Source organism: Parvibaculum sp. (genome assembly GCF_040882025.1).
GTDB lineage: Bacteria > Pseudomonadota > Alphaproteobacteria > Parvibaculales > Parvibaculaceae > Parvibaculum.
On sequence record NZ_JBBECC010000037.1, the window covers coordinates 2,206 to 17,059 of the forward strand.

Below are 14,854 nucleotides of genomic sequence, written 5' to 3' on the forward strand. Positions count from 1 at the left end.
CGCTTCGCGCGGCGTCTCTCTTCGCAAAAACTGCGGCAGCTCGTCAAACAAGTCGCGTACGGCCCAGGTTTGGCACGTAGCATCGAGCGGGAGCAATGCGCCCGCGGCAAGCAGTTCTTGTGAAGAGACGCGGCGCTTGCCGCTTCTGGATTGCCGCGCGCCTTCGAGGCTCGCAATGACGGCTCATTCTTTGAGTTCCTGCAGCCCCCCATCGTCGCGCCCAACCCGACATATGCCACCCCCAAAAATCGCCCCCTCACTTCCATCCTTTCGGGTGGGGAAGAGCCATCCATCGCGGCGATACCCTGCATGCATAAACGGCGACCGTTCCCTTCCGGGCGGACCGTCGGACAGGACGAGGGGGAAAACGCGTGGGGCTTCTGGTAAGCATCGACAATGGCGGCACGCTGACGGATGTTTGCGCCACCGACGGCGTTTCGACGATCCACGCCAAGACGCTGACCACGCCGCACGATCTCACCGAATGTTTCGTCAAATGCCTCGAGGCCCTGTCGGAAAAGATCGATGGCGAGATCGACCTTCCGAAGCTGGTGGGATCGATCGACTACATTCGTTACTCGACGACGCAGGGCACCAACGCCATCGTCCAGCGCAAGGGGCCGCGCATCGGCCTCCTGACCGATGACGAGGCGCTGCTCTCGGCCGCGATGAACGCGGCGCCAGGCCTTTTTGAATCCTTCGTCGCCGACCGCGTTCGCATCGTCGCGCCGGCCGCCGCGGCGGAAACGGCAAAGGGGGCCACCGGCGAACTCGTCATGGCGGTCTCGAAACTGGTCTCGGCGGGCGCCGGCCGCGTCGTCGTCGCCTTGTCGGGCGCCGATGCGGGCGAGCGCGAAAAAACCGCCAAGCGCATCCTCTATCGCGCTTTCCCGCGTCACCTGCTGGGCGCTGTGCCGCTCCTCTTCTCGACCGAGTTGACGAAGATCGGCGCGCCCGAACAGCGCGTCTGGGCGAGCCTCATCAATGCCTTCCTGCATCCGGCGATGGAGAAATTTCTCTACAACGCCGAAAACAAGCTGCGCGAACACCGCGCGCGCAAGCCGCTGCTGATCTTCCGCAACGATGGCAACTCGACCCGTGTTGCGCGAACCGTTGCGATCAAGACCTACTCGTCCGGCCCCCAGGGCGGCGTCGTCGGCGCGGAAGTGCTGCTGAAGCATTACGGCATCCCGGCCGCGGTCTCGATGGATATCGGCGGCACCACCACCGACATCGCGATGTTTGAAAATGCCGGGGTCCGCGTCGCGGACACGGGCCATATCGAAGGTGCGCCGGTCGCGATCCCGCTTTCCGAGATCGACAGCATCGGCGCCGGCGGCGGTTCGATCCTGCGCGTCGAGGGCGGCAAGGTGCTGGTCGGTCCCGAAAGCGTCGGCTCGGCGCCGGGGCCGGCCTGCTTCGCGCGCGGCGGCACCATGGCGACCATGACCGACGCCTTCCTGGCGATGGGCGTTCTCGATCCGCACTCCTATTTCGGCGGCCGCATGCCCCTCGACCGCGAACGCGCCGAGCGCGCCATCATGGCTCATGTCGGCGAACCGCTCGGTCTCGCGCTCCCCGACGCGATTGATGCCATGGCCGACGCCTATCATGCGAAAATTGCCGGGACCTTGAGCGCCTGGGCCGCCGCCAACAGGGACGGCATGTTGCTCGCCTTTGGCGGCGCCGGTCCGATGAGCGCCTGCGGCGTCGCCGAGAAGGCCGGTCTGTCGATGGCTCTGATCCCGAAATTCGCCGCCGTCTTCAGCGCCTATGGCATTTCCTTCAGCGACATCGAGCACAGCTACATGGCCGAGCTGTCGCGCGCCGGCGACGACGCGCTGGGCCGCGCCCGCTCCGACCTTGCCGAGCAAGGCCGACGCGGCATGCTGGCCGAGGGCTTCGCGCTTTCCGAATGCACGATCGACTACACGCTGCTGACGAAGAACGGTTCGGGCTATGTCCGCTCGCATCTGAACGGTCCGCTCGACGGCGTCAACGCCGAAGCCTGGATGGAACTCCGCGTCAAGAAGCCGATCGACCGGATCCCGCTCGCCGGGACCGGCTTCGACGAGAAGCGCGAGGCGGAACCCGAAGGCGCCCGCGAAACCCGCGGCGCGGCATTGCCGCTCTTCCGTCTCGAAACGCTGGCGCCCGGTGATTGGTTCGAAGGTCCCTGCCTCGTCGAGGAAGCCTTCTTCACGGCCCATGTAAAGCCCGGCTGGCGCTTTGTCGTCAGCGGCAACGGCGACCTGCTCTTGCGTCGCTGAACCGGCCATCCGCTTCGTTTGCAAGCGCGGTCGGACGATAGGGAGGAATGAATGAAAGTCTTTTTCACGGCGATGCTGACGATCGATCTCGACCGCGAAACCTGGGAATGTGCCGGTTGCGGCCACGAGATTGGCCCGGCCCGCGACAACTACAAGAAGGGCCTGCTGGTGCGCGAACGCGCGCCGGAGGAAATTCACGCGCCCATCCTCGACACCGCGCATTACGAATTCACCTTCGCGCCCGACGGCGACTGGTGCCGCATCCTCGAATATTGCTGCCCGGATTGCGGCCGTCTCGCCGAGGTCGAATATCTGCCGCCGGGCCACCCGCCGGCCCACGACATCGAGATCGACATCGACGCCCTGAAGGCACAATGGGCGACGCGCGAACCGCTGACCGGGCCGGTGCTCGGACCGGAATTCGTCGCGCCCACCCATTCGCACTGAACCCGGAGACCCGCACATGCGCCGCGTATCTGTCGACATCGGCGGAACTTTCACCGACTGCTCGCTCGTCTGGGACGAGCACTATGTCGAAGCGAAATCGCTGACCACGCATCAGAATCTGGCGCTCGGTTTCAACGCCTCGCTGAAAATCGCCTATGAACAACTGGGCCTGACGCTTGAAGAGGTAATGCGCGAGGTCGACAGCGTTCGTTATGCGACGACGCTGGGCACCAATGCGCTGATTGAACGTCGCGGCCCCCGCGTCGGCCTGCTGGTGACGGCGGGCTTCGAGGCGATGGTGCCCCTGAGCCGCGGCCGCGGCTACGGCGAAGGCCTGCCGGACCGCCAGCGCCGCGACCTGCCCATGGCGCAGCGCCCCGAACCGCTGGTGCCGATCCAGATGATCGTCGGCATTCGCGAGCGTGTCGCTGAAACCGGCGAAATCCTGATGTCGGTCGATGCCGAGGATGTGCGCACGCAGGTCCGCAAGCTGGTCGACAACGGCGTTCAGGCCTTCGTCGTTTCGCTGATCAATGCCGTGGTCGAGCCGGAACACGAGCTGCTGGTCGAGGAAATCATCCGCGAGGAATTCCCCGAGCATCTGCTGGGTTCGGCTCCCATCGTGCTTTCGCATCAGGTCGGCGGCCGCAAGGGCGAATATGCGCGCACCTCCTCGGCCATCATCGACGCCTTCCTGCACAATGCGATGTATCACGGCCTCTCGATGCTGGAATTGAACCTGCGTGACAATGGCTATCAAAAGCCGATGCTGGTCATTCACAATTCGGGCGGCATGGCGCAGTTGAATTCGACCGACGCCCTGCAGACGATCCATTCGGGCCCGGTCGCCGGCATCAATGCCTCCGAACATCTCGCCGTCGAGGCCGATCTCGGCAATGTCGTCTGCACCGACATGGGCGGTACCTCTTTCGACATCGGTCTCGTCGTCAAGGGCGGCGTCAAATTCTACGATTTCAACCCGGTCATCGGGCGCTGGCTGGTCAACATCCCGATGGTCCATCTGGTGACGCTGGGGGCGGGCGGGGGTTCCATCGCGCGCTACGACCGTTTGCGCCGCGCCGTCGCGGTCGGGCCGGAAAGCGCCGGCTCCGATCCTGGCCCCGCCTGCTACAATCGCGGCGGCCGCAACCCGACTGTCACCGACGCCGATCTGGCGCTGGGCTATCTGCTGGCCGACCGTTATGCCGACGGTTCGATCCCCCTGAACGAGCGCCGCGCCACGCGCGCGCTTGAAAAGGAAGTCGGCGAACCGATGGGCGTCGATGCCGTCGGCGCGGCGAAGCTGATCCGGCAGAAGATCGACAACGACATGGCGAACGGCATCGCGCAGGAATTGCGCGTCCGCGGCTACGAACCGCGTCATTTCACGATCCTGGCCTATGGCGGCAACGGCCCGCTTCACGCCTGCGGCATCGCCAATGTGCTTGGTGTCTCGCGCGTCATGGTGCCGCCTTTCAGCGCCATCTTCTCGGCCATCGGCGCCGGCAATATGGATCAGCTTCATTTCCACGAACGCTCGCTCTACCTCTCGCTCTACGATTCGAACACACGCAGGATTTTCGAGGATTTCGATACCTTCAACGAGCTGGTCGAGGAGCTGGAGGAAAAGGGCAGGGACGATCTGCTGCGTCAGGGCGTCGACCCGGCCGCGATCCGGCATCGCCTCGAGCTCGATATGCGGTACGGCAATCAGCTCGCCCAGACCGCCGTCGTCGTTCCGAAGAACCGCCTCGAAACGGCCGACGACCTGATGGAAGTGCTGGCCATCTTCTCCAAGGACTATGGGCGCCGCTATGGCGAAGGCAGCCAGGCGCCCGAAGCCGGCATCCGCATCAACACGATCCGCGTTGCGACCTTCTCCAGCATGTCGACGCTGAAATTCAGCGACATCCTGCCGAAGGACGGTGAGATCGCGCCGGCCCCCGCCGCCGCGCAGCACAAGGAGTGCCACTTTGTCGGCCACGACGGCGCGATGAAGACGGCCTTTCACGACCTCGCCGATCTCGCTTTCGGCTCTGTCGTCGAAGGCCCCGCCGTCGTCATCTCGCCCTCGACGACCTATCTCGTCGAACCCGCCTGGCGCCTGAAAATCGGCCGCCACGGCGCCGCCCTGTTCGAACGGCCGGAGTAGGGGGCGGTGATGAAAAATGCCCAACCCAAAATAGAAGTGTCACCCCGGCGAAAGCCGGGGTCCATGGGCCGTGCCGCTCCTGACACCGCCGGCGATATGAAACGCATATCCCCAAATCGTCATGGCCCGCTTCATGCGGGCCATCCACGTCTTTCTTTCGTCAGGAACGGCAAAGACGTGGATGGCCCGGACAAGCCGGGCCATGACGGAATGAAGAACGTGAGTGCACGACCGCAACCGCTCCGGAGAAACGAAAATGGGTGACGACATGGACCTCGGAACCGCGCCGTCGAGCGCGGTGGACGCCTTCCTGAGCGAGACCAATCTCTATCTCTCGCCCGATCCCGTCATCATGAACAATCACGGGCTCGAACCGCGCACCCCTTATGAAGACGAATGCATCGGCAGGGAAAACGATCCCGTCCGTCTCGAAATCGTCCGCGAGCGTCTGCTGGCCGGCGTCAACGAGAGCTTCGAGATGCTCGAAAACATGGGCGCCGCCCCCGGTGCGAAATGGGGCGACTGCGTCTCGGCGATCTACACCGAAAGCGGCGATTTGAGCCTCGCCAGTTCCGGCGGCGTCGTCATCTTCTGCAATCTCGTGCAATACCCGATCAAGTTCATCCGCAAGTTCTGGTCGAAGGACAAGACGGTCGGCGTCAACGAGGGTGACGTCTTCATCGTCAACGATGCCCGCTACGGACAGGCCCACAACACCGATCAGTCGATGATGATGCCGGTCTTCCACGACGGAAAGATCGTCGCCTGGGCCGGCGCCACCGTGCATGAAGGCGAAAACGGCGCCATCGAGCCGGGCGGCATGCCTTCGCTTGCCGAGCAGATATGGGATGAGGGGCTCAAGATGTCGCCCTTCAAGGTCGCCGAGAACTACAAGCTGAAACGCGACCTCGTCACCTTCCTGCAGAATTCGGTGCGCGAGCCGAAACTGCAATATGCGGACATGAAAGTGAAGATGTATGTCTGCCGCCGCATCGAGACGCGCATCCATGAGGCGATCGCCGAGTATGGCGTCGAGGCCGTCGTCGCCGCGCTTCGCATGAATCTCGAGGACACCGATGCCGAAGTGCGCCGCCGTCTGAAGGAATGGCCGGACGGCACGGTGCGCCATGCCTGGTGGACCGACGGCACGCTGCGCGAGAACGTGCAGATCAAGATCAATCTGGAACTGACCAAGAAGGGCGACGAGCTGACCTTCGACTATCGCGGCTCGAGCCCCGAATTCACCAACCGCTCCAACAACAGCCTCGACATCACCGTCAAGGGCATGTTGGCGCAATTGTTCCTGACCTTCATCTGGCCGGACATTCCGCGCAATCAGGGTGTGCTCGCCCCGGTCAATTTCATCTTCGACAACCCCTCGGTGCTGAAGCCCGGCTTCGGCACGCCGAGCGCCCAGTCGATGATGACGGTCTTCACCGCTTGGAGCGCCGGTCAGGTCGCCACCATGAAATTCCTCTATTCGAACCCGCACAAATACACGCGCGTATTGGCGCCCTGGTTCAACATGATCAACACCTTCCTTTTCGGCGGGCTGACGCAGCACGGCGAAATGGTCGGCAATGTCTGCGCCGACATTAACGGCATGGGCGGCGGCGCGCTGGCCGACCGCGACGGCGAACACGGCTGTGCACCGATCTTCGCCACCATGTCCGATCTCGGCGAACAGGAATTCATCGAGGAAGAAGTGCCCTTCATCCAGATCGTCTCAAAGAAAATGATGAAGGACAATCAGGGCTTCGGGAAGCATCGCGGCGGCATGGGCTATCAGATGATCCTGGCCATGCGCGACAGCGACGCCTTCGGATTCATGCTGACGGCGATGGGCGCGAAGTTCCCCAACGTGCCGGGCCTCTTCGGCGGTTATGGCTGCCCGACCTATCCGCTGGCCCGCATCACCGGCGTCAACGTCTTCGACATTCTGAAAAACGATCCGGGCTCCTTCCGCTATTCGATCGAGGAGCTGATGAACGAACGCCCCTTCCCGGACGCGAAATACTCGACCCACCCGATGACGCTCGGCTACACGCTGGCGCAACGCGGCGAGCTCTACATGATCGCGCAAGGCACCGGCGGCGGCTTCGGCGATCCGCTGGAGCGTGCCCCGGCCGACGTCATGCGCGACATGGACGAGGGCCTCGTTTCCGACGATGTCGCCTGGCGCATCTACCGCATTGTCTACGACAGGGAGACGCTGCTCGTCGACGAGAAGGCGACCGCGAAGGCGCGCGACGACGCCCGCCGCGAACGCATTGCCAAAAGCAGGCCCTTCGACGCCTTCTGTGAAGGTTGGGTCAAGGACAAGCCCTCCGGCAAGGTGCCCTATTACGGCTCGTGGAACGACAGGTCGATGGTCCATGCCGGCAGCCCCGACAAGCTCCATCCGGCAGGCCAGGTCGTGCCGCCGGTCGTCATGGCTCATCCGCTTCAGGTGAAGATCGACAGGCTCGAAGCCGAGCTCGCCGATTGCCGCAAGAGCCGCAAGGCCTGATGTCCGCCGCCCTGCCGCGCCTCTGGATCGACGGCGCCGCTTTCGGCGCCCGTGTCCTGCGCGGCGGCGACGATCCCTGGAGCGCGCCGGGTGAACTCGGCCTCTTCCTGCGCGAGCTCGCATCGCTGCTTTCGCTCGACATCGTCGATATCGACATCGGCGCCGGCATCGCCGCCTGGGCGCGCTCCTATGGCATCGACAGGCTCGACGCCGGCGGCATCGAGGACCTGCTGGTGGATACCGCCCTGCGCGCCCACCTCAAGCGCGGCATCGAAACCGCCGCCGGCGCCCTTGGCACGAAACCGTTGGCGCTCGCCCTGCCGGGCCCCGGCGCGCTGGCGCGTCTCTTCATGGAGCCGGACGGTATGGACGAAAACGTGCTGGACGATCTGGGCATGGTGCTGGCCGATCTCCTGCGGGCGCTGGTCGCACCGTCCATCGGCGTCCTTCGCTTCACCGAAGCCGATTCCCGCGCCCTCGAATTCTTCGAACCCCTCACCAACATCGCCCGCCACTACGAGCTGACCTCCGTTCTCGTCATGCCGGGTGAGGCGAGCGGGGCCGCGGGCTTCGACCGGATCTACCGCGCCGAGCCGTCCTCGGCGGCCGAGGGAAGAATTCTCGGCCCCGCCTTTTGGGAGGGGGGCGATGTCGTGGTCACCGGCGATACTCCGCTCTTCACGGAAGTGCCGGCTGCTCTCGTGCCCGAAACCGTCCTCGCGAAACTCCGGGTACTGAGCGAAAATGCTTCCTGAAGTCTCTCTACGGGCGCGGTCCCACCGATCGACGCGCTGGCGTTACTCTATCGTGTAGTTCCGCCGGCCGGCCGGTTGCGAAACACTGCGCCGCTCGAATGGGCATACCTCCGCGGGAGCGATCCCTCCTCCTCCCGTATCCTTGGCTGCTCCATGGCGACATGGAGCAGCTTTTTTTTACGGAACGAACCCCGGGGACAAGTTTTTTTCAGACACATGCTTTTCGGGGATAAGGCATGTTTATCCCCGCCCGTTTTTCTCTCCAAAATTCGTTTGTGACAGTTTTTTTGACAGTTTCGTGACAGAGGGGGGGTTTTTGCTGCCCCGCGCTGTGACTTATCTCCGTCAGTCGGCGGCCGTGGAATACTCGCGCTGCGTCCGGGCGAAGTCGGTGAAGTAGTCGATGGCGCCGGGATTCGACATGGCGTCGCGGCTCGCCGCTTTCTCCACCGGCGCACCGAGCAGAATCTTCCGTACTGGGACTTCCATCTTCTTCCCGGTCAACGTGTAGGGAACGGCATCGATTTGATAGATACGATCTGGCACATGACGCGGCGAATACCTCTCCTTCAACGCCTTGTTGATCTTCTGGCGGAGCGCGTCGTCGAGCTTTTGTCCTTTCGACAGAACGACGAAAAGCGGCATGAAAAAGGTTCCGCCCGGCAGGTCGAGGTTGACGATGATGCTGTCCTCAATGCCCTCGAGCCCTTCGATGGTGCGATAGATCTCGGCCGTGCCGATGCGCACGCCATAGCGATTGAGCGTCGAGTCCGAACGCCCGAGAATGAAGCAGCCGCCGCGCTTGTTGACCTTGAAATAGTCGCCGTGCCGCCAGTGTCCGGGATAGGTATCGAAATAGGAATCGCGATAACGATGTCCGCCTTCGTCGTTCCAGAAAAACAGCGGCATCGACGGCATCGGTTTGCTGACGACGAGCTCGCCGACCTCGTCGATAATTTCGTTGCCGTCATCGTCGAACGCATGCACATCGACGCCGAGACAGCGCGCCTGGATTTCGCCCGCGTAGCCCGGCAGCGTTGGCACGCCGCCGACAAAAGCCGAGGCCACATCGGTGCCGCCGCTCTGCGACGTCACCCACATGTCGGAGCGGAGATTGGTGTAGCACCATTCCATGTGCTCCGGCATCACCGGCGAGCCGCCGAGAAGGATGCTGTCCATCTTGCGAAGGTCGTAAAGTTTGTTGGGGTGTATGCCTTCCTTCATCTGCCCGTTGAGATAGGTGGGGCTCGCACCGAACAGTGTCATGCCCGTCTCGGCCGCGAGCTCCCACAACCGGTCGGGCTTCGGCGTCACCGGATTTCCGTCGTAGAGAACGACGGACGAACCGGCGACGAGACCCGACAAAAGGATGTTCCACATCACCCAGCCTGTCGTGGTGAAGTAGAACATGCAGGAGGTTGGCTTGAGGTTCAGATGGAAATGCGTGAACTTCAGCGCTTCGAGCAGAATGCCGCCATGTCCGTGCACGAAGGGTTTAGGCAATCCGGTTGTGCCCGACGAATAGACGATCCAGAGCGGATGGTCGAATGCGGTATCCTCGAAGGTGAAGGCGTTCACCTCCGGCCGCGCCATCAGCGTCGCCCAGGAAATCGCGCCCGGCACGACCGGTGCCATGTTGAACGCGGCATCTGCGCCCGGCACGTGAACCACATGCGCGAGCGAGGGCAGGGCGTCGACCATCGCCCTGACCTCCGCACGGCGGTCGAACGACTTGCCGCCATAGCGATAGCTGTCGGTCGCGAACAATACCTTCGGCGTGATCTGGCTGAACCGGTCGATGACGCTCGCCGCGCCGAAATCGGGCGAACAGCTCGACCAGACGGCGCCGATGCTGGCACTGGCGAAGAAGGCAATGGCGGCTTCCGTCACGTTCGGCAGATAGGAGGCGACGCGGTCGCCCGGTCCGACGCCGAGCTCCCGCAGCGCCGTTGCAAGTTTGAACACACGCGATTTCAGCTCGCTCCAGCTTGTCGTCCGCGCCGCGCCTTCTTCACTTGCCGCATAAATCGCCGTCTTCTCGCCGTCGCCCTTCGAGAGCAGCGTCTCGATATAGTTGACCCGCGCGCCGGGAAACCACGTCGCGCCCGGCATCGCCGCGTCGCGCAACACGCAATCGTAGGGCGCCGAGGACGTCACGTCGAAATAGTGCCACACCGCTTCCCAGAACGCCGCGATATCGTCCACCGACCAGCGCCGCAATTGCTCGTAGGTCCGGAAGCTGTGGCCGCGCGTGTTGAGCCAACTGATAAACGCGGTGACGTTGGCATTCGCCGCCATCTCCGCCGACGGCGACCAGAGCAGGTCTCCCATATTGGCCACGGCTTTTCCTTCCGCTTTTTCGAGGTTGATCGCGGAATGCTAAACGCGCCGCCGCCGCCGCTCCCCACCCGTTCGGGCGGCGTTCCGCGGCCCCGATTGCGCCCCGCGCGCACCCCCTTCGTGTAATTCCGGCGACGCCGCCGATCGGGGAATGTCGAGCCGGGGTGAAAATGTTCCGACGCCAGCACAGCCGATGCAGCGCCGGAATAGTCGACTGGGCGCCTCACTTTCTAGTGCTTCCGGGCATCGCCACTCTTTAGGGCGGGGCGCGGCACAGGCCGGTCGCCCACGATCCGCAAGCCGCAAATACGGCGGGTCCGCTGGACGAGGCGGGCTCGGTTCAGAGACTAAATGATTTACAAAAGAAACAATTTATGGAATGAACGAAGTGCCGGAGGGGCATGGGGGTCGGTAAAAGGGGGGAGTGCCGGGTGGAGCGTCTGAGTGTTCGATTGGCCCGAGCCGCCATGGCGTACAGGTGGCTGTCGCTGTTCGTGATCGTTGCGATCACGGCCTTTTTTGCGATGGGTCTGAAGAATGTCGAACTGAAAACAATCTTCAGCGATCTTCTGCCCAAGAACCATCCGTTCGTGCAGACCTACAAGGATCATCCGAACTTCGGGAATCCGCTCACCGTCACCATCATGATCAAGCGCAAGGACGGGGACATCTACAACCCCGAAACGCTTGCCAAGGTCTGGGATCTGACACGCGATGTCGATCTGGCGCCCGGGGTCGATCACGACCAGATACTTTCGGTCGCCACCGAAAAAGCGCGTTACGCCGAAGCGACACCGGACGGCATCGACTCCCGCCCGCTGATGGAAGATCACCCGCCGCGAACGGCGGAGGAGATTGCCGAGTTTCGTTCGCGCGTCCTGAAGGCGCCGAATGTGCGAACCTTCATGATCTCGGAGGACGAGACGGCGACGCTGGTCAACGCGACCTTCATCGAGCGTCTGCTCGACTACGGCGAGACGTTCGAATACCTGGACAAGCTGGTCAAGGACGCACAAGACGACAAACACGAAGTCCACATGGCCGGCCAACCGGTCCTGACCGGGTGGGTTTACTTCTACGAACAGCAGATGTTGGGTATCTTCGCGATCACCGCCCTCGCGTTGCTGCTCGCGCTGGTCTTCTACATGCGCAATGTTGTCGGCGTTGTGGCGCCGCTGGTAACCAGCATTGTAGCGGCTATCTGGGGTTTCGGCTTTGTCGGCTGGATCGGTCAGCCGATCGAACCGCTGATTATGGTAGTGCCGCTCCTGCTGGTCGCCCGCTCGTTCAGCCACTGCGTGCAGTTCACCGAGCGCTACTACGAAATTCTGGATCACGTGAAGGATCGCCGCCGGGCCGCGGAGGTGTCGCTCAGCGTGATGATGGCACCGGGTGTACTCGGCATCACAACGGATGCGCTTGGTCTCTTCATCATCGGTGTCGCACCCATTCCGGCGATGGAACGATTTGCGCTTTTTTGCGGTTTCTGGGCGTTGATCCTCATCCCGACCAATGTCTTCCTGACGCCGCTTCTGATCATGTTGCTGCCCAAGCCGCGCAATGTCGGCCGGATGGTCGGCGCCGGAAATCCGAAGAGCGGCTATAGCGGCATTCGGATGCTGCTGAGTGCTATCGGGCGTCTGTCCATTGGCAAGATGTCGGTGCTGACCGCCATCGGCGTTATGGTGCTGGCGGTCGTCAGCTTCAACAAGGTGCTCGACATCAAGATCGGAAATCCGGTCGAAGGCAGTAATCTTCTGTGGGAAGACTCCGAGTTCAACGTCGCAGTTGCCAATATCAACAGTCATTTTCCGGGTCTGAACACCCTCGAAATCGTGTTCGAGTCGAAGTCGCCGGACAGCCTCGACCGCGTCGTGCGCAAGGCGGAGACGGTGCTGACGATGCAGCGCCTGCAGCATTTGCTCGAGAGTCAGCCCAATCCACCCGAAGCATCGCTTTCGTTCGCCGACTACCTGCCGGAGGCCAACCGCCTGTTCAGCGGCGGCAATCCGAAATGGGCGCCGCTCGACCATGACGACGCGGCAGTCAGTGCGGCCGCCGGCGCATTGATGGTAGGCACCGGACCGAAGGCATTCCTGCATGTCAGCGATTTCGAGCAACGCAACGGCACGGTGTCGCTCTGGTACAAGGACAACAAGCAGGAAACGGTCGACGAGGCCCTGCGCCAGGCGCGTGCGGCACTGGAGATCATTGGAACCGACTACGACGATTTCCGCATTCGCCTCGGCAGCGGCACCATCGCCTTGCAGCAGTCGATCAACGACACTGTCGATACATATCAGTGGATCATTCTTGGTCTTCTGAATGTCGTCATTCTGATCACTTGCAGTCTGGCCTATCGCTCGGTGGTGGCCGGCATCATGTTGCTGATCCCGGTCAACCTGTCGAACCTGCTTCTCGCTGCGGTGATGACCCAAATGGGCATCGGCCTTGACGTCAACACATTGCCCATCGCGGCAATCGGCGTCGGTGTCGGCATCGATTACGGCATCTACCTGCTGAGCCGCATCTACGAAGAATACCAGATGCGCAAGGACATGGCCGCCGCGATCCTCACGGCCGTGACAACGACGGGCAAAGCCATCTTCTTCACCGCGACGATTGTGCTCATCGGCATCATGCCCTGGTACTTCCTGTCGGCGCTGAAGTTCCTGGCCGACATGGGTCTGCTGCTGGTGATGGTCATGCTGATCAACATGGTCATCGCGCTGATCGTCGTGCCGCTGCTCGTCTGGTTGATCCGTCCACGATTCATTGATTCCAAGAAATTGCTTGTCAGCGAAGGCATCGATCTCTCGGCCTTGTCGGCCGAAATCGATGAAGGAGCTGCGGCGCCTCGCGCAAAAGCTGCCGAGACGGCCAGACACACGGAGATTGATTTGAACGAGATGGCCCCGATCCGGCCCTGATCTGGGTTGGAGGGTTCCTGTCCTACTGGGAGGAGGAAGGAAATGCGAATTCGGAAATACGACAGAGAGTTCTCGCGCCGGACTTTCATGGAAAAGTCCCTGAAGGGGATCGCCACCGCCGGCGTCCTGGCCCCGCTTTGGCCGGAAATCGCCAGATCGGGCACGATCGACAAAGTCTACCCCGACGAGTTGCTTTCGATCGAGATGTATACGAAGGGGCAGGTCAAGCCGGGCGATGTGATCACCGCGGACAATGTCGAGGCGGTCAAAGATCTGCTCGATCCGATCGCCTACCGGCAAGTCAAGGAAATGGGCCGGCGTATCAATATCGTCGAAACGACCCGCGATGTAACAAAGCTCTATCCGCATGAGTATCTCGAGGCGACGCTCCGCAACGCGGGCCGTGCGCGCTTCGATACCGATGGCAATGTCGTTACTGATGACGGCAAGCCATGGATTGGCGGCAATCCGTTTCCGAATGCCCAGACGGGTGAGGAGGCCTTCAGCAATCTGACGCTGTCCTGGGGCCGGCACGACGAGTCGGTCTATGCCGTGCGCGACTGGGATATTTCACCGGGCGGCACGCTGTCCTATCAGTACGATTTCGTCTGGGCCGAGCAGAACACGGTCGGCCTCGTCAATAAGTCGTCGCCCTATCAGGCTGGCGACGAAGACAAGCTGCGCTATCAGGCGGTCTGGTTCACCTCGCCGACCGATGCGCGGGGAACGGCCTTCCTCAATACCTGGCACTACGACCAGCGCAAGTTCCCGGACCTGCTCGGCTACCTGCCGGCCTTCAAGCGCGTTCGCAACTTCCCGACCAACCAACGCTTTGAGCCACTGGTTCCCGGCATCACGATCTTCCTGTCGGACGCCTGGGCGGCCGGCGACCCGATGCTCACCTGGGGCAACTACAAGGTCATCGGCACGAAGCCACATCTGGGCGCCGTTTCGGGCAACTGGACCGGCAAGACGAACGCAAACTGGGAACGCGAAGTTCACGGGGGACCGCAGGGTCAGACTTTCTTCGAGGACTACAAGGAGCTGATCCCCGAAGTGCTGGTGGTCGAGGCCGAACCCATCGGCTATCCGCGCGCACCGGTCGGCAAGAAGCGCGTCTATATCGACGTTCGAAACATGATGTTCGTGTCCTACCTCACCTATGACCGGCGCGGCGAAATCTGGAAGTCCTTCGAGCCGGCATTCAGTCAGTACCAGGACGGGGATGCGAGCTTCATGGACGGCGGCCATCCGCTCTGGTCATGGACCCATGTGCACAGCCACGACGTGCAGTCGAACCGCATGAGCCGTTTCGTACAGGCGAAGCAGATCACCGGCGGCTTTGGCCCGGAATACAACATCGGGCCGAGTATCTACGACAGATACCTGACGGCTCAGGCCATACGGCGTTTCGGAACATAGGAATCGGCGCGGCGCCGGATTGTCCGGCG

At 62.4% G+C, this 14,854-nt stretch carries 8 protein-coding genes; 7 read left to right on the top strand and 1 reads right to left on the bottom strand.

Annotated features, from left to right (window positions below; all coding sequences use genetic code 11):
• The first annotated feature begins 371 nt into the window (after window positions 1–371).
• The 5 genes from WEB61_RS02455 to WEB61_RS02475 all read left to right on the top strand — a co-directional run bounded on the left by WEB61_RS02455 (window position 372) and on the right by WEB61_RS02475 (window position 8,133).
• A complete protein-coding gene (locus WEB61_RS02455) occupies window positions 372–2,270 on the top strand; it encodes a hydantoinase/oxoprolinase family protein (protein ID WP_368062743.1) in 1,899 nt (632 codons plus the stop codon).
• A gap of 51 nt (window positions 2,271–2,321) precedes the next feature.
• Window positions 2,322–2,717 (top strand): acetone carboxylase subunit gamma, encoded by a 396-nt coding sequence (locus WEB61_RS02460; protein WP_368062744.1) that lies wholly within the window; start codon window positions 2,322–2,324, stop codon window positions 2,715–2,717.
• A 16-nt stretch (window positions 2,718–2,733) separates the two neighbouring features.
• A complete protein-coding gene (locus WEB61_RS02465; RefSeq protein WP_368062745.1) occupies window positions 2,734–4,869 on the top strand; it encodes a hydantoinase/oxoprolinase family protein in 2,136 nt (711 codons plus the stop codon).
• A gap of 256 nt (window positions 4,870–5,125) precedes the next feature.
• Window positions 5,126–7,378, top strand: coding sequence for a hydantoinase B/oxoprolinase family protein (locus tag WEB61_RS02470; protein ID WP_368062746.1), 2,253 nt, complete (start codon window positions 5,126–5,128; stop codon window positions 7,376–7,378).
• Complete coding sequence (locus WEB61_RS02475) at window positions 7,378–8,133, top strand: hypothetical protein (protein ID WP_368062747.1); 756 nt, start codon at window positions 7,378–7,380, stop codon at window positions 8,131–8,133. Before WEB61_RS02470 ends, WEB61_RS02475 begins: the two co-directional genes overlap by 1 nt.
• Window positions 8,134–8,478: 345 nt before the next feature.
• Here the strand turns inward: WEB61_RS02475 and WEB61_RS02480 are convergent, their stop codons facing one another.
• Window positions 8,479–10,464, bottom strand: a complete 1,986-nt coding sequence (locus WEB61_RS02480; protein WP_368062771.1) for an acetoacetate--CoA ligase — start codon at window positions 10,462–10,464, stop codon at window positions 8,479–8,481.
• A 476-nt stretch (window positions 10,465–10,940) separates the two neighbouring features.
• Here WEB61_RS02480 and WEB61_RS02485 point away from each other — a divergent pair, with 476 nt between their 5' ends.
• Both WEB61_RS02485 and WEB61_RS02490 read left to right on the top strand, forming a co-directional pair.
• A complete protein-coding gene (locus WEB61_RS02485; RefSeq protein WP_368062748.1) occupies window positions 10,941–13,403 on the top strand; it encodes an RND family transporter in 2,463 nt (820 codons plus the stop codon).
• 42 nt (window positions 13,404–13,445) lie between these two features.
• On the top strand, window positions 13,446–14,825 hold the full coding sequence (locus WEB61_RS02490; RefSeq protein ID WP_368062749.1) for a DUF1329 domain-containing protein: 1,380 nt from the start codon (window positions 13,446–13,448) through the stop codon (window positions 14,823–14,825).
• The last annotated feature ends 29 nt before the right edge of the window (window positions 14,826–14,854 follow it).

Bases quoted from the DNA above. Each gene is read 5' to 3' on its own strand.
- WEB61_RS02460 (WP_368062744.1), top strand. From the start codon at position 2,322: ATGAAAGTCTTTTTCACGGCGATGCTGACGATCGATCTCGACCGCGAA.
- WEB61_RS02465 (WP_368062745.1), top strand. From the start codon at position 2,734: ATGCGCCGCGTATCTGTCGACATCGGCGGAACTTTCACCGACTGCTCG.
- WEB61_RS02470 (WP_368062746.1), top strand. From the start codon at position 5,126: ATGGGTGACGACATGGACCTCGGAACCGCGCCGTCGAGCGCGGTGGAC.
- WEB61_RS02475 (WP_368062747.1), top strand. From the start codon at position 7,378: ATGTCCGCCGCCCTGCCGCGCCTCTGGATCGACGGCGCCGCTTTCGGC.
- WEB61_RS02480 (WP_368062771.1), bottom strand. From the start codon at position 10,464: ATGGGAGACCTGCTCTGGTCGCCGTCGGCGGAGATGGCGGCGAATGCC.
- WEB61_RS02485 (WP_368062748.1), top strand. From the start codon at position 10,941: ATGGCGTACAGGTGGCTGTCGCTGTTCGTGATCGTTGCGATCACGGCC.
- WEB61_RS02490 (WP_368062749.1), top strand. From the start codon at position 13,446: ATGCGAATTCGGAAATACGACAGAGAGTTCTCGCGCCGGACTTTCATG.